The sequence below is a fragment of the Nocardia sp. NBC_01730 genome, assembly GCF_035920445.1.
Lineage (GTDB): Bacteria > Actinomycetota > Actinomycetes > Mycobacteriales > Mycobacteriaceae > Nocardia.
The window spans coordinates 4810482-4825540 of sequence record NZ_CP109162.1 but is presented as its reverse complement, the minus strand read 5'-3'; the positions used below and the strand labels follow the sequence as shown (position 1 = coordinate 4825540).

General features: G+C 68.7%; 12 protein-coding genes. 5 read left to right on the top strand and 7 right to left on the bottom strand.

Going from position 1 to position 15059, the window contains the following annotated elements; translation table 11 throughout:
* Nucleotides 1–84: 84 nt before the first annotated feature.
* A complete protein-coding gene (locus tag OHB12_RS19585) occupies nucleotides 85–1263 on the top strand; it encodes an exonuclease SbcCD subunit D (RefSeq protein WP_327110044.1) in 1179 nt (392 codons plus the stop codon).
* Between the two features lie 37 nt (nucleotides 1264–1300).
* On the top strand, nucleotides 1301–4723 hold the full coding sequence (locus OHB12_RS19580; RefSeq protein WP_327110043.1) for an AAA family ATPase: 3423 nt from the start codon (nucleotides 1301–1303) through the stop codon (nucleotides 4721–4723).
* A 98-nt stretch (nucleotides 4724–4821) separates the two neighbouring features.
* Here the strand turns inward: OHB12_RS19580 and OHB12_RS19575 are convergent, their stop codons facing one another.
* The 4 genes from OHB12_RS19575 to OHB12_RS19560 all read right to left on the bottom strand — a co-directional run bounded on the left by OHB12_RS19575 (nucleotide 4822) and on the right by OHB12_RS19560 (nucleotide 9682).
* Nucleotides 4822–5325, bottom strand: a complete 504-nt coding sequence (locus OHB12_RS19575) for a methylated-DNA--[protein]-cysteine S-methyltransferase (RefSeq protein WP_327121265.1) — start codon at nucleotides 5323–5325, stop codon at nucleotides 4822–4824.
* A gap of 35 nt (nucleotides 5326–5360) precedes the next feature.
* A complete protein-coding gene (locus OHB12_RS19570; protein WP_442800116.1) occupies nucleotides 5361–6983 on the bottom strand; it encodes a DNA-3-methyladenine glycosylase 2 family protein in 1623 nt (540 codons plus the stop codon).
* 183 nt (nucleotides 6984–7166) lie between these two features.
* On the bottom strand, nucleotides 7167–7370 hold the full coding sequence (locus tag OHB12_RS19565) for a YbdD/YjiX family protein (RefSeq protein ID WP_327121263.1): 204 nt from the start codon (nucleotides 7368–7370) through the stop codon (nucleotides 7167–7169).
* Between the two features lie 53 nt (nucleotides 7371–7423).
* On the bottom strand, nucleotides 7424–9682 hold the full coding sequence (locus OHB12_RS19560) for a carbon starvation CstA family protein (protein ID WP_327110041.1): 2259 nt from the start codon (nucleotides 9680–9682) through the stop codon (nucleotides 7424–7426).
* Nucleotides 9683–9881: 199 nt separating this feature from the next.
* On the opposite strand from OHB12_RS19560, the gene OHB12_RS19555 reads away from it, so the two are divergent.
* The 3 genes from OHB12_RS19555 to OHB12_RS19545 all read left to right on the top strand — a co-directional run bounded on the left by OHB12_RS19555 (nucleotide 9882) and on the right by OHB12_RS19545 (nucleotide 13047).
* The gene (locus OHB12_RS19555; RefSeq protein ID WP_327110040.1) at nucleotides 9882–11198 is read left to right on the top strand and encodes an ABC transporter substrate-binding protein; all 1317 of its coding nucleotides are present in this window, start codon (nucleotides 9882–9884) and stop codon (nucleotides 11196–11198) included.
* A 68-nt stretch (nucleotides 11199–11266) separates the two neighbouring features.
* Nucleotides 11267–12142 carry a carbohydrate ABC transporter permease gene (locus OHB12_RS19550; RefSeq protein ID WP_327121261.1) on the top strand — a complete coding sequence of 292 codons (876 nt, stop codon included), beginning with the start codon at nucleotides 11267–11269 and terminating at the stop codon, nucleotides 12140–12142.
* 92 nt (nucleotides 12143–12234) lie between these two features.
* Nucleotides 12235–13047 carry a carbohydrate ABC transporter permease gene (locus OHB12_RS19545; RefSeq protein ID WP_327121259.1) on the top strand — a complete coding sequence of 271 codons (813 nt, stop codon included), beginning with the start codon at nucleotides 12235–12237 and terminating at the stop codon, nucleotides 13045–13047.
* Here OHB12_RS19545 and OHB12_RS19540 read toward each other — a convergent pair.
* The 3 genes from OHB12_RS19540 to OHB12_RS19530 all read right to left on the bottom strand — a co-directional run bounded on the left by OHB12_RS19540 (nucleotide 13044) and on the right by OHB12_RS19530 (nucleotide 15006).
* Complete coding sequence (locus OHB12_RS19540) at nucleotides 13044–13454, bottom strand: VOC family protein (RefSeq protein WP_327110039.1); 411 nt, start codon at nucleotides 13452–13454, stop codon at nucleotides 13044–13046. The genes OHB12_RS19545 and OHB12_RS19540 overlap by 4 nt on opposite strands.
* Nucleotides 13455–13465: 11 nt before the next feature.
* Nucleotides 13466–14302, bottom strand: coding sequence for a helix-turn-helix domain-containing protein (locus OHB12_RS19535; protein WP_327110038.1), 837 nt, complete (start codon nucleotides 14300–14302; stop codon nucleotides 13466–13468).
* A 71-nt stretch (nucleotides 14303–14373) separates the two neighbouring features.
* Nucleotides 14374–15006, bottom strand: coding sequence for an NAD(P)-dependent oxidoreductase (locus OHB12_RS19530; protein WP_327110037.1), 633 nt, complete (start codon nucleotides 15004–15006; stop codon nucleotides 14374–14376).
* Nucleotides 15007–15059 lie beyond the last annotated feature (53 nt).

Genomic DNA, 15059 nt, shown 5'->3' with positions numbered 1-15059 from the left:
ACGCGCCGTGCGGCGGCACGGCAAATCCGATGAGCCGGCGCGGCAATTGGAGTCTGTCGGTGGGTTGGCCTACGGTTTCGCGGCATGCGGATGCTGCACACCTCGGACTGGCATATCGGGCGCACGTTCCACGGCGTGGATCTGCTTGCCGACCAGGCCCGTTCACTGGCCGCGATCGCGGAGCTGGTGGCTGAGGAGTCGGTCGATGTCGTCGTGCTGCCGGGGGACGTGTACGACCGGTCCATTCCCAGCGCCGACGCGATCGCGGTGTGCAACCGGGGATTCGAGGCCATCCGCGCGGCCGGGGCGCATATCGTCGCGACGTCGGGCAACCACGATTCGCCCGCGCGGCTCGGGGCGGGCGCGAGTTTCGCCGCGGCGGGCGGGCTGCATCTGCGCACCACCGTTGCCGATGCCGACCGGCCGGTTCTGCTCGAGGACGAGCACGGGCCCGTGGCGTTCTACGGCATCCCCTACCTGGAGCCGGAGATCACCCGCGCCGAACTCGATGTGCCGCAGGCGCGTTCGCATGCGGAGATCCTCGACGCCGCGATGAGCCGGATCCGCGCAGACATCGCCGGACGCGACAATGTGCGGACGGTCGTGCTTGCGCACGCCTTCGTCGTCGGCGGGGAGGCCACGGGATCGGAACGGTCGATCTCGGTCGGCGGAGTGGAAACGGTGCCGCTTGCCGCCTTCGAGGGCATCGACTACGTGGCGCTGGGCCACCTGCATTCTCCGCAGACGCTGTCGGAGTCGGTGCGCTACTCCGGCTCGCCGCTGCCGTATTCGTTCGCGGAGAACTCACACAGCAAGGCGGTGTGGATCGCCGAACTGGACGAGACCGGATTGCACTCGGTCCGGCGCCGGGATCTGCCGGTGGTACGGGGATTGAGCAAAATCACCGGCACCCTCGACGATTTGCTGACCGACGCGGACTACACCGGGGCCGAGCAGCACTACGTCTCGGCGGTGCTCACCGACATCGCCCGCCCCGTCGACGCCATGCGCAAGCTGCGGGAACGGTTCCCGTTCGCAGTGCACGTGGAATGGATGCGGCCCGATGGCAACCCGGAATTGCGCTACCGTGAGCGGGTGCACGGCCGCCGCGACACCGAAGTCGCCCACAGCTTCCTCACAGACGTCCGTAGTGTGCCGAGCGGTGGCGAAATGGCATGGCTGGAACGCGCGCTCGCCGCCGCCGTCGCGGATCGGGAGCCGGAAGCGGCGGTCGCCGCCATGAGTGGGGAATTGTCCGCATGACCGTGCCGTATCCGGGTGTCGGCATGGGCGCGGCGGCATGAGGTTGCACAAGCTGGAGATGACCGCGTTCGGCCCGTTCGCCGAGGCCACTGTCGTCGACTTCGACGTGCTCGGCGCCGACGGTCTGTTTTTGCTGCACGGCCAGACCGGCGCGGGCAAGACGACCGTGCTGGACGCGATCGCCTTCGCGCTCTACGGCCGGGTTCCGGGCGCGCGCGGCGAGAGCAAGCGACTGCACTCCGATCACGCGTCGGAGCAGACGCCGCCGCAGGTTGTGCTCGAGGCGACCCTCGGCGGGCGGCGGCTGCGCGTGACCCGCACCCCCGAATTCGAGCGGCCCAAACGGCGCGGCACCGGCATGCGCACCGAACCCGCCAAGGCGACGCTGACCTGGTTGGACGGCCGTGGCGAACACCTCTCCCGGATCGGCGATATCGGTGACGAGATTCTTCGCCTGCTCGGTATGAGCGCCGACCAGTTCTTCCAGGTGGTGCTGTTGCCGCAGGGCGATTTCGCCCGATTTCTGCGGGCGGAGAACGAAGATCGGGAGAAATTGCTCGAAAAGCTCTTCGACACACGGCGTTTCGGTACCGCCGAGCAGTGGCTGGCGGACAAGCGCCGCGCCGCGGAAGCCGACTTGGAAGCGCGCAAGCAGGGCATCGATCGGCTGATCACCCAGGTCGGCATGGCGGCCGGGGTCGGAGTGGCGGAGTCGGTCGGCCCGCTGGAGGCCGTCGCGTGGTCGCAGGATCTGCTGTCCACCGCGCGCGTCGACCTGACCACGTCCGCCAGGGAAACCGAACACTGCCAGCAGGACTCGGCACAGACGCGCGCGAAAGCCGAGGAGCAGCGTCGGCTGCACGAGCTGCACCGCCGCATGGCCGCGGCCCGTCGGCAGCTTGATGACTACGCTGCGAGCGCCGACCGGCGCGCCGCCTCGCAGGCAGAACTCGAACTCGCACGCCGCGCCGAACCGGTCGCCGCCGCGATCGGCGAGGCGCGCTCGTCCGTGCTGGCCTTGCGTCGCAAGGATGTCGAAAACCGTAGCGCGGCGCAGCAATTGGCGGTCCGACTGCTCGATCCGGCGGGCGCCGATCTCGGTGGCACCGAACTGGTCCGATTGGAGGGTGCCACGAGGGAGGGGGTGCCGGAGGTATGGGAGGACGCCGACCTCGACGTGGCCATCCGGCGTTGGAGCGGGCAGATCGGCGCGCTGGACGAAGTGCGCGCCGATGCCGCCACCGCCACCCGTCTCAGCGGCGAGCTGAACGCGCTGCGCGACGAGGACACGGCGCTGGCCACGCGGATCACGAAGCTCACCGACCTGCGCGACGAGCTTCCCGGCGCGCTCGCCACCGCTGAGGCCAGGCTGCGCGAGGCGGCCGAAGCAGTCGCGGCGCTGCCGGGGCTCACCGCGGAAAGCGAACGACTGCGGACCGCCGCGACGGCAGCCGTCGAACTGGCCACGCGACGAACGGCACTCGACCACGCCAGGGTCGAGTTCGAGACCGCCCGCACGGCGCACCTCGATGCCAAGGAGCTCGTGCTCGACCTGCGCGAGCGCAGGCTGACCGGCATGGCCGCCGAACTCGCCGGCGAGTTGGTCGACGGCCGACCGTGCGCGGTCTGCGGGTCCGCCGACCATCCCGTCCCCGCCCAGCCCACCGTCCCCGCGGTGTCCAAGGCCGAAGAGGACGCCGCCGTGGCGGCCGAGCGCGCGGCGGAGGACACCCGCGACCGGGTGCTTGCCCGCATCACCGGGCTCGAACGGGAGATCGAAGCGCTCATCGCGCGTGGCGGCGACACCGACCGCGTCGAGCTCGCCGCCGCGCTGCGCGCCGCCACCGACCGCTACGAGGACACCGCCGAGCTGGCGGCGCGGGCCGACGGCCGCACCGCCGAACTGACCAGGCTGCGCGGCGACGAGACCCGCCTGCACAACGAGCTGCGCGAGTCCACCGCCCGCCGCAGCGCCGTCGCCGCCACCATCGCCTCCGTCGGCACGCGCGTCGCCGACCTCACCGACCGCCTGCGCACAGCGGCGGGCGCCGACGAGACCATCGACCGCCGTCGGGCCAGGCTCGTTGCCCTCGTCGCGGACGCCACCGCTCTCCGCGATGCCCGGGTAGCGGCGGCGGCCGCCCTGGATCAGGTGTCGGTGATCGCCGACCGGGTCGAAAAAATCGCCTGCGCAGCGGGTTTCGTACCGGAAGTGCCGGTCGGCGATCCGGGGCCTGGCATCGGCGGCTCCGCGGCACCGGCACATCATGCGGCCGCGGCGGCGGGCAGCGTGGTCCGGTCCGGCGAAACCTTTGCCGTGCCCGCGGAATCATCCGCCGCCGACTCTTCCGCTGCTGACGGCGATGCCGCGGCTGCCGACGTCGGCACTGCTTCCGCCGCCGCCACCATCGCCGCCGCCGCTGCTCCCGCTGACGCCGCTGCTCCCGCTGACGCCGCTGCTCCCGCTGACGCCGCTGCTCCCGCTGACGCCGTTGCTCCCGCTGACGCCGTTGCCGACGTCGACTCGGTGGGCGATATTCGCAAGGTTGCGGTCCGCGCCGCGACCAGTGCTCCGCGCGATGACGTCGCGGTGCTGACCGCCTACGCGAAGGTCGTCACCGCTGCCTCCCGTACCCCGGAGCGGCAGGCCGAGCTCGACGCGGAACTCGTGGCAGCCGACCGGGCCCGCGCCCACGCGGAAGCGGTGCTGGCGGAACCGGAGATCCAGGCGGCGGTGGCGCTGGAGCCTGGCGACCTTGCCGAACTCGACTCGCAGGTCGCCGCCGCGCAGGACAGGTTGAACGCCGCGGTCGCCACCCACGCCGAGGCGAGCAAGCGGGTGAGTCTGCTCGAGGATCTCGGCGGCCAGCTCTGGGCCGCCGTCGACCGAATCGCGCCTGCGCAGCAGGCCTATGCGGAACTGGCCGGTCTCGCGGAGGTCGTCGCGGGGCGGGGGGAGAACAATCGGCGCATGTCGCTGCGCTCCTACGTCGTTGCCGCCCGACTGGAAGAGGTGGCGCAGGCCGGGTCGTTGCGGCTGCGCAGGATGTCCGGTGGCCGTTACGAATTCGTCCACTCCGACAAGGCTGGGCCGCGGGGTCGCCGAGGCGGGCTCGGGCTCGACATTCGCGACGACTACACCGGCGTCGTCCGACCGGCCAAGACACTGTCCGGCGGTGAAACATTCATGGCCTCGCTGTCGTTGGCGCTCGGCCTGGCCGACACCGTCGCAGCCGAATCCGGCGGCTTGGTGCTGGACACCCTCTTCATCGACGAGGGTTTCGGCGGTCTCGACGCGGACACCCTTGACGCAGTGATGGGTGTGCTCGACGAACTACGGGCCGGTGGCCGCGTGGTCGGCGTCGTCAGCCACGTAGACGAGATGCGCCAGCGCATCCCGAGCCGCCTACACGTCCTGCGCGGCCGCACCGGCTCCCACCTGGAAGCCACCCTTTCCTGACGCTGCGAGCGGCCTGCTACTACTACAGGTGCCCGGCGCCATCTGCTCGCGGATCGGCGGCGCCCGACAGTGGCTGCGCACTGGCGGATCGTGCATCCTTACGCCTCGTGGTCCAGCAGCCAGCGCTTCACGTCGAGGCCCCAGCGGAAGCCGCCGAGCGCTCCGCCGATGCGGAGGACCCGGTGGCAGGGCACGAACAGCGCGGCGGCGTTGCGGGCACACGCATTGGCCGCGGCGCGGGTGGCCTCCGGGCGGCCGGCGCGGGCGGCGAATTCGGTATAGGTGAGCGGGCTACCCGCCTGGGCCGTGCGCAGCACGGCCCAGGCGTGCACCAGGAACTGCCCGGACTGCTGGCGAACGGGAATCGGATCGATCGCTGTGAGGTCACCTTCGTGGTATGCGGTGACCGCGCTGGTTACCTCGCCCAGTGAGTCCCGTTGCCGCAGCGCGGCCGGGCGCAGCGCAGGATGGATCAGGCCGCGTAGGTTCTCCGCGTCGGCGGTCCATCCGGAAGCGAGAACGGCTCCGTCCGCGTCGACGAGTGCGGTGAACGGTCCGATCGGGGTGGTGCTGACGGCGAAGTCCGCTGTGAGGTTGCGCATTTCGCCAATGCTGGAGCGGGTTGCGGTGGTGGCGTTCATGTTTCGACACTGCCTTTCGTCGTGGCGCCGGTGGAAGTTCTCGATTGCGTGGCACGTTCCGCCAATGCCGCCTTCCACAGGTGCATTGATAGATACGACCTCCACGGCGCCCAGCGCGCGGTGTCCTTCAGATCGATGCCGAGCAGGTTCGCGCCCTGGCGGACGACCAGGTCGGTGCCGAGGAGGACGTCCGGCTCGGCGAGCAGGCGCATGGTCACGTAGTCGGCCGTCCACGGCCCGACCCCGTCCAGCGCGAGCAGTTCGCGGCGCAGATCGACGGCGGTGCGACCCTGGTGCAGCACCAGCTCACCTGAGGCGAGCGCCGCCGCCGCGGCGACGATCGAGCGGACCCGCCGCGCAGGGCCGGTCAAGACTTCGGCGCCGCGTTCGGCGATCACATCCGGGGCGGGAAACAGCAAGGGGAGCGGCCCGTCCACTCGCTCGCCGAGCGTTTCGGCCAGCCGGGCGGTGTGCGTGGCGGCGGCGGACACCGAGATCTGCTGTCCGATCATGGTGCGTAACAACAGCTCGGCTGCGTCGAGGCAGCCGGGTACCCGAATACCCGGCGTGAACGAGGGCCGCCGCGCGCCGGACCGGCTGACCTCGGGCATCGCCTCGGCGTCCGGTGGCGAGCCGGCGCCCGCGTCCGGCAATTGCTCGGTGTGGTTGTCCGACAGCCGTTCGGCGGTCGGCCCGGGCTGTGCGGGGCCGACGCCGAGCGCCTCGTCGATGCCGATCGGATCGGCGTCGAGATCCAGCAGATGCCGCAACCGCGCCACCGTTGGTGCCAAATCACGCATGTCGTGTAGGGACAACTCGGCCCGTACGTGGTCGCGCTGGAAGCTCAGCCGCGTCGTGGCATGCCCGTGTGGGGTGCGCAGGTTCCTGGTGTAGGCGCGGTTCTCCCACAGTTCCACGCCGGGGGCGACGTGCGCGGAGAAAAACCACTCCAGCCAGGCGCGGTCCAGCGGCTCCCGGTAGGGCAGCCGCAGGGTGAGCGAACCGTTGGTGGCGGGCGCCGGGAGTGCCGCGGACCCGCTTCTCGCGCGTTGCGCCTCGGTCCGCATGGTAGTCGGGCTGACCGCGAACACCTCGCGCACCGTGTCGTTGAACTGGCGGATGGAGGCGAACCCGGCAGCGAACGCGATGTCCGACATGGGCATCGCCGTGGTCTGGATCAGCAGCCGCGCGGTGTGCGCGCGGTGCGCGCGGGCCAGCGCCAACGGTCCGGCGCCCAACTCGGTGGTCAGCACGCGGGTGAGCTGCCGCTGCGAATAGCCCAGCGTGGCGGCCAGCGCGGGTACCCCGCCGCGCTCGATGACGCCGTCGCCGATCAGCCGCATCGCCCGCGCGGCCAGATCCGCCCTGGTGTTCCACAACGGCGAGCCGGGCGCCGCGTCCGGCAGACAGCGGCGGCAAGCGCGGTAGCCCGCCTGCTGCGCCGCGGCGGCCGTCGGCAGGAACGACACGTTGGCACGCTTCGGCGTGATAGCCGGACACGAAGGGCGGCAATAGATTCCGGTGGTGCGCACCGCGGTGAAGAATTGCCCGTCGAATCGGGAGTCTCGGGTCGACACCGCCCGATAGCAGCGCTCGAAATCCAATGCCGTGATCGTCACGTCAACCACAATGTCAGCTACGGCCGACCTGTGCTAGCGGAAATCAGCCACCACCCCGCGCTTGGGTCCGCGCTTCGCACAGCCACCGTGACACCGCATAACGATCAAGCGGCCAAATGTTGCGTGAAGTACCAACTCGACGTGCGGCGGCGCGCACCGAAAAATCGGTGCCCGCGGCTGGCCTCAGCAGCAGCGGTTGGTGGGATTGCGGTCCGCGTCGGCATGGCGCTGCCGCCAGTACTCCCGTTCGGTCGGAATCTCGCAGCCCGGATGATTGCGCCGCAGGTGATCGACATACCGCTGGTAGTCCTGCCCGCCCAGGATCGAGTTGAACCACCAGACGCCGGCGCGAGCGCCGTCGACGCAGGCATGTGCCGCGGCGCGCAGCCGTGTGCCGACCGGTCGCGAGGACCGGCCGGCACGCGTCGCCGTGGCGTCGCTCATCGCGCGTGCGCGTGCGCCGCGCCGGGCGCGCGAACCTTTCCGGCTGCGATCAGCTCGTCCCACTGCTTCTGGACTTCCTTCTCCGCCGAGGTGGCGACGAAACCGCTGGGCGCGAAGATCTTCGACGGCTCCTCCGGGGTTTCGGTGGTAGTGGTCCGGCCGGAGCGCCAGGCACGAAGCGCCACCACCGCGCCGACGACCGTGACGATCAGCACCAGCGCCGCGAACAGGATCGACAGCGTGCCTTGGATGAAGGTGTTGCGCACGATCGCGTTCATATCGTCCTGGGTCTTCGCCGTCAGACATAGCTTCCCGGCGTCCTGCGCCGCCTGGCAGATGCTGTGCTGCTTCCAGTATCCGAGCTTCGGATCGTCGGAGAAAATCTTCTGCCAGGACGCGCTCATGGTCACCGCGAGGTCCCAGACCAGCGGAATCGCCGGAATCCATGCCCACTTGGCCAGGCCCTTCTTCACCACGATCACCAGAACCACGGTCAGCGCCATCGCCGCGAGCAGCTGGTTGGCGATGCCGAACAGCGGGAACAGTGTGTTGATGCCGCCCAGCGGGTCGGTGACGCCCATCAGCAGGATCGAACCCCACGCTGCGACTACGACGCCCGAGCACAGCCACGCGCCGATCCGCCAGGACGGGTCACGGAACTTCTTCGCGGCACCGCCGAAGTTGCCAAGCGCGTCCGACAGCATGAAACGCGCGACGCGGGTTCCCGCGTCGATCGTGGTGAGGATGAACAGCGCCTCGAACATGATCGCGAAGTGGTACCAGAACGACTTCATGCTCGCGCCACCGAGAAACTGGTGAAACACCTCGGAGATGCCGACGGCCAGCGTCGGCGCACCGCCGGTGCGGGAGATGATGCTGGTCTCGCCGACATCGCTCGCGGCTCGGCTCAGTTCGGCCGGGGTCGCGGGCGGACCGCTCAGCCCGAGACTGTTGGTGTAGGCCGCGGCCTTCTCCGCCGTGCCGCCGGTGAGCCCGAGCGGTGCGTTCATCGCGAAATACAGGTGCTGGTCGATGATCGAGGCGGTGATAATGGCCATGACCGCGACGAACGACTCCATCAGCATGCCGCCGTAGCCGATCATCTTCGCGTGCGATTCCTTCTCCAGCAGCTTCGGTGTGGTGCCGGAGGAGACCAGCGCGTGGAAACCGCTCAGCGCGCCGCAAGCGATGGTGATGAACAGGAACGGGAACAGCGAGCCTGCGAAGGCGGGGCCGGTGCCGGAGGTCGCGAAATCCGAGACGGCGGGCGCCTTCAGCACCGGAAGCGTGACCAGGATGCCGACCGCGAGCAGGATAATGGTGCCCACCTTCATGAAGGTGGACAGGTAGTCACGCGGCGCGAGCAGCAGCCACACCGGAAGCACCGAGGCGACGAAGCCGTAGGCGATCAGCAGCCAGGAGATGGTCACCGGCGAGAGCGTGAACCAGTCGGTGCCCCACTCCGTTTCCGACACCCAGCCGCCGCCGAGGATGGCCAGGATCAGCAGCGCGAACCCGATGGCGGACACCTCGCCGACCTTGCCGGGCCGCAGGAAGCGCAGGTACACGCCCATGAACAGCGCGATCGGAATGGTCATGCCGATCGAGAAGACGCCCCACGGGCTGTGGGCGAGCGCGTTGACCACCACCAGCGCGAGCACCGCGAGCAGGATCATCATGATCACGAGTACGCCGACGATGGCCGACCAGCCGCCGATCACGCCGAGCTCGTCGCGGGCCATCTGCCCGAGACTGCGCCCGCGCCGCTTCATCGAGACCCACAGCACCAGGTAGTCCTGCACCGCACCGGCCAGCACGACGCCGACCACGATCCAGATCGTGCCCGGCAGGTAGCCCATCTGCGCGGCGAGTACCGGACCGACCAGCGGGCCTGCGCCCGCGATGGCGGCGAAGTGGTGCCCGTAGAGCACCCGCCGGTCCATCGGCATGTAATCCTTGCCGTTCTCCAGGATCTCGGCGGGCGTGGCCAGGTCGTCGCGCGGTTTGGTGATCTTGCGTTCGATGAACCTGGCGTAGAACCGGTACGCGATGATGTAGGTGCTGACCGCGGCGATCACGATCCACACGGCATTGACCGATTCGCCACGCGAGATGGCGAGCACCGCCCATGCGATGGCGCCGAGTACGGCGATCCCGGCGAAGATCGCCTTCTTGGCCGGAGTGATCGGTGACTTGTCGACCACACCGACCGGCGGCAGATCGGGATCGGTCCGCAGATATTCGATTGTCGCCATCTATTTACTCTCCTGTAAAACACGCAGGATCCTGCCGAAACATGTGACAACGTATCCGATCGGTGCCCGCCGTGTGCCGATTCCGCATTCAGGGCAAGCGTCGTGAAATATTGTTCATGTGTCGGCCGTCACGCCGATGTAGCCGGAAGTATGCTGCCATGCGGTTCGAGAAGCTCCGCATCCGCCCCCGAGGAGCGCTGTGTCGCGTCCCACCCCCGTCGCGCCAGTCCGTCGTCGGACGCTGCTCGGGTCGGCGCTGGCCGCGCCGCTGCTCGCGGGCGCCGGGTGCGGATCTCCCGACGACGCGCTGACTTTCTTCTTCCAGGCAAGGCCGGAGGAGGCGCGGGTGCGGCTGAAGATCATCGACGAATTCCGGAAACGGCACCCGGACATCAGGATTCGCGCCATCATGTCCGGCCCGGACCCATTGCAGCAGATGCTCACCTACTGCGCGGGCGGCAAGTGCCCGGACGTGATGATGGCGTGGGAGCTGCTGTATTCCGGCTTGGCCGAGCGTGGCGTACTGCTGGATCTGAACACGCTGCTCGACCGCGATCCGGCCTACGCCGCCGCCCTGCGGGCCGACAGCTACCCGGCGCTGTACAACACCTTCACCTACGCGGGCGGGCAGTACGCCTTGCCCGAACAGTGGTCGGGGGTGTTCCTCTATTACAACCGCGAGCTGCTCGCCGACGCCGGGGTCACCCCGCCCGCCCGCTGGTGCGACGCCTGGTCGTTCGACGAATTCCTCGCCGCCGCACGCGCGTTGACCGGTCGCGAGTCCTCCGGGCGGACCGGGTGGGGCTTCGCCGACGCCTGGGTGCCGTACTTCTCGGCAGCCTGCTTCGGCAGGAACAACGGTGCCGAGTGGTTCACTCCGTCGGTGCGCCCGACCAGGACGAATCTCGGTGATCCGAAGTTCGCCGAAGGTTTCCAGTTCTACGCCGACCTTGCGGTGCGCCACCGCGTGGCACCGAAAGTTGCTGATACACAGTCTGTTTCGGCACCGGACCTGTTCCGGCGCGGCCGGGCGGCGATGGTCATGGGCGGGCACTGGCTGTACTCCGAGTTCGCCGGGCACGACGATCTCGCCATCGACGTCACGGTGCTGCCGGTCGGCCCGCACGGCGGCCCCGGCGCCATCACCGACGTCGGCAGTACGGGCCTGTCCATCGCGGCAGGCAGTCCGCGTATCGAACAGGCCTGGGAGTTCGTCAAATTCGCGACCGGGCCGGTGGGGCAGGCGATTATCGCCGCGTCCGGCCTGTTCGTGCCGGTGTTGAAATCCGCCATGGGCGCATCAGGGTTCGCCGCCGCACACCGGGAGATCCGCAACCTCGAGGTGTTCACCGATGGCCCGGCCAACTCCCGCCCACTGCCGGTGACCCCGGCGTGGGGCAAGGTCTCGGCGCTGCTGGAGCGCGGCTCGAACCGGGTCCTGCGCGGCGCCGCCACCGCCGCCTCCCTGAGCGGCCGATTCGCCTCCGACGTCGACGCACTCCTGGATATGTCATGACGAGAGCGCAGTGGTCGCAAACCACCGGCAATGCCCTCCGTCATGCCCCGGCCGGCGCGCGATCCCGTTTGGCCAGGCGGCGCGAACGGGCTGGTTGGGCATTCATCGCGCCCAATATGGGGGCCGTCGCCGCCTTCTTGTTGTTTCCGTTGGGGTTCTCGCTCTATCTGAGTTTTCATTCGTGGGACTTGTTCAGCCCCATGCGGTTTGTCGGTGTGGACAACTATCACCGGTTGTTCGGTTCGGACCCGCTGTTTCTCATCGCGTTGCGCAACACAGCCGTTTTCACCGTGCTGACATTGGTGCCCACGGTGGCGATCGGGCTCGGGGTCGCCGCGGTTCTGAATCGAAAATCGCGCGGTATCGGGATATTTCGGACGATCGCGTTCCTGCCGTTGGTCGCCTCCACGGTCGCGATGGCGGTGGTGTGGCGGTTCATCTTCACCGAGGACGGGCTGCTGAACCTCGCGCTCGGCTGGGTCGGGATCGACGCGGTGCCGTGGCTGATCGATCCGGACTGGGCGCTGGTCTCGCTCAGCCTCGTCACCGTGTGGAAGAGCGTGCCGTTCGCGACGGTCATCCTGCTCGCCGCCATGCAGGGCGTGCCCGAGACGCTCTACGAGGCGGCGCAGATCGACGGCGCCGGAACGCTGCGGCGGTTCACCTCGATCACCCTGCCGCTGATCCGGGGGCCGCTGTCGTTCGTCTTCATCATCACGATCATCAACTCGGTGCAGGCATTCGACCAGGCCTATGCGCTGACCGGCGGCAACGGCGGGCCGGAGACGGGCACCTACCTGCTCGGGATCATGCTGTTCCAGAACGCCTTCGGCTTCTACGAGGTCGGCTACTCGTCCGCGCTGGCCTGGGTGATCTTCGCGATCCTGTTCCTGCTGACGCTGCTTCAGCTGCGGATGGCCCGGCGGGCGGAGGTCGAACAGTGAGTGCCTACGAGGGGGTGCGGCGCGCGCTGCCGGTCCGGCGCGATAGCGCAGTGCTCGCTCGCAGCCGGGTAGAGCGGGCGATCGTGCGGCGGATGGTGCGCGGCGCCGCGGTGTACGCCGCGCTCGTCGGCGTCGCGTGGTGTGCGCTCGCACCGATTCTGTGGGCGGTGTCCGGGTCGCTGAAGCAAGACGGCGAGATCGCCGACGCCGCGCTGCTTCCGGAGCATCCGCGGTGGTCGAACTACGGCAAGGTTTTCGACCTGCTGCCGCTGGGCCGGATGCTGCTCAACACCACGGTCTACGCGTTGTGTGTCACAGCGGGACAGGTCTTCTTCTGCTCGCTGGCCGGGTACGCGTTCGCGCGCTTGCATTTTCGCGGACGTGACGTGTTGTTCCTCGCTTACCTCGCCACGCTGATGGTGCCACTGACCGTGACGGTGATTCCGCAGTTCCTGCTGATGCGCGCATTCGGCTGGGTGGACACGCCGTGGGCGATGATCGTGCCCGGCCTGTTCGGCAGCGCCTTCGGCACCTACCTGATGCGCCAGTTCTTCCGCACGCTGCCGACGGAACTGGAGGAGGCGGCCATCCTCGACGGCTGCTCCACCTGGCAGGTCTACTGGCGGGTCCTGCTACCGCACACCCGTCCCGCCCTCATGGTGCTCGCCGTGCTCACCTGGATCACCGTGTGGAACGACTTCCTCTGGCCGCTGGTCATGATCCAGCGCAACGAGATCGCCACCGCCACACTGGGTCTGGTCCGGCTGCAAGGCCAGTACCACACCCAGTGGCCCATTCTCATGGCCGCCGCGGTCGTCATCCTGCTTCCGCTGCTGGTGATCTATGCGATCGCCCAGCGCGCGTTCATCCGCGGCATCGCCATGTCGGGACTCGGCGGTCGCTAGGAACCCGAGTAGGTGCCGAAGCTCCAGAGGTTGCCCTCCGGGTCACGGACGGTGAAGCCGCGCGAGCCGTAGTCCTCGTCGCGCAGGTCGCGGACCAGCTCGGCGCCCGCGGCGGTGGCGCGGGTGAACAGGGCGTCGGGGTCCTCGCAGACGATGTAGACGGAGTCGTGACCGGTCGGGCGGGTGCTGAACGGGCCGTCGTCCTTGCCCGCCGAGCCGAACATGATGCCGCCACCCAGCGGCCAGCGCAGTTCACCGTGTTCGACGATCGACGGGTCATCCGCGCGGGCGTAGAGCGCGGTCTGCTGGAAGCCGAATGCCTCCACAAGGAAGGTGGCCATGGCACGGGCGTCACGGAAGGCCAGGGTTGGCCATACGGCGGTTCGGGTGCTTGTTTCGGTAGTCATGTCGTTCATCGTCATCCCGCGAACCCGTCGGAGTCTTGGACGGATGGAATCTCCTCGGCCAGCCATTTCGTCGGGCTGGTCCCGGCAAATTCGGCGAAGTCGCGATCGAGATGAGCCTGGTCGTAGTAGCCGCAGGCGGCGGCAACCTGTGCGATCGTGACGAACGACGGAGCATGTTCCAGCATCCGGCGCGCCCGCTCGAACCGAGTGATCCTGGCCGCCAGTTTCGGGCTCACGCCGAATTCCTGGTTGAACCGGCGGGTGAGATGCTGCCTGCTCCACCCGATCTCCTCGGCCAGCGGGCCGACCGAGATGCCGCCGCCGGAACGGACCATGGTGCGCCATGCCCAGGTCAGCTCGGGGCCGACGATGCGGTTCTGGTCGGCGCGTGCCGAGAGCACCCGATCGCACGCAGCGAAGCGTTCCGGCCAGGTCGGCGCGTGCTGCACACGCTCCCATAGTTCCAGGCCAGCGGGTCCGTCCACGTCGGCGAATTCGACCGACGTGTCCCACAACGCCGCAGCGGGCATGCCGAACAGGGTGCGACAGCCCAGCGGTGTCAGCTCAACGGCCACACCTTCCTGATGTCCGTCGTGCGCGATGAGTGCAGTGCTCGCTTGGAGACCGCTCACAACGCAGCGGTAGTTCCGCGGGGACTGACGCGGATCGGTCTGCACGACGACATCGATGGTGGGACCGACCGCGACGATGAAAGTCATGTGCCGCGAGGGCAACCCGCGATGCACCGCCGCGGCGAACCCGGACATGCGATAGCCGACGTAGCGGTCGATGAACGCCGCGAGCATGGGTGCCGGACGTGCCGTCACCACCTCGGTGGTCGGCTCCATACCGGCCCACGCTACGCCGCACCTCGGCTACCGCAAGATGAACTCACCGAGGTCCTCCGACGCGACGGCGATCAGTTCGCGACGTTGACGTGCTTGCGGATCGCCGGTTCGTCGGAGGCCAGGTCGAGCAGGCAGGTGGCCAGGTCGTCGCGGGTGATGCGAATGCCGAACAGCACGTTGCGCTCGATCGCGGTGCGGTAGGAGCCCTTGGCCGGATTGTCGGTGAGCTGTGGCGCGCGGACGATTGTCCAGTCGAGCGCCGAATCGCGGACCGCCTGTTCGGCAGCGGCCATATCCGCCAGGCCGTGGCGCAGGAGCGGATGCAGGATCAGCGGTTTCACCACGAAGCGGGTGAACCAGTCATCGCCCCGTCCTGCGACTCCGGCGCTGTTGCTGATCAGGACGAGTCGCTGGGCGCCCGCTGTTTCCATCGCCTTCGTGATGGACAGTGCGGCGTCGGTGCAGACCGAAGTGGGTCCCTTCGCCCTCGATCCGATGGTGTCGAGCACGGCATTCGCACCGCGCAGCGCCTCGACGATGTCGGCCGGATTCATCACGTCGGCTGTGATCACGCGCAGCGCGGAATGGTCCCGCATCGTGTGCGTGCCGCGCACCACCGCCGTGACTTCGTGTCCGGCCGCCAGTGCCTGCCGAACGAGGCGGGTACCCGTATTACCGGTCGCTCCGAAGATTGTGAGTCGCATGGTCGGCCCTTCTGGTTGGTGAGTGTTTACTAACCTAGGATGGGTGAGTACTT

Coding starts and splice junctions, on each gene's coding strand:
- OHB12_RS19585 (WP_327110044.1), top strand. CDS start 85: ATGCGGATGCTGCACACCTCGGACTGGCATATCGGGCGCACGTTCCAC.
- OHB12_RS19580 (WP_327110043.1), top strand. CDS start 1,301: ATGAGGTTGCACAAGCTGGAGATGACCGCGTTCGGCCCGTTCGCCGAG.
- OHB12_RS19575 (WP_327121265.1), bottom strand. CDS start 5,325: ATGCGCAACCTCACAGCGGACTTCGCCGTCAGCACCACCCCGATCGGA.
- OHB12_RS19560 (WP_327110041.1), bottom strand. CDS start 9,682: ATGGCGACAATCGAATATCTGCGGACCGATCCCGATCTGCCGCCGGTC.
- OHB12_RS19545 (WP_327121259.1), top strand. CDS start 12,235: ATGGTGCGCGGCGCCGCGGTGTACGCCGCGCTCGTCGGCGTCGCGTGG.
- OHB12_RS19540 (WP_327110039.1), bottom strand. CDS start 13,454: ATGACTACCGAAACAAGCACCCGAACCGCCGTATGGCCAACCCTGGCC.
- OHB12_RS19535 (WP_327110038.1), bottom strand. CDS start 14,302: ATGGAGCCGACCACCGAGGTGGTGACGGCACGTCCGGCACCCATGCTC.
- OHB12_RS19530 (WP_327110037.1), bottom strand. CDS start 15,006: ATGCGACTCACAATCTTCGGAGCGACCGGTAATACGGGTACCCGCCTC.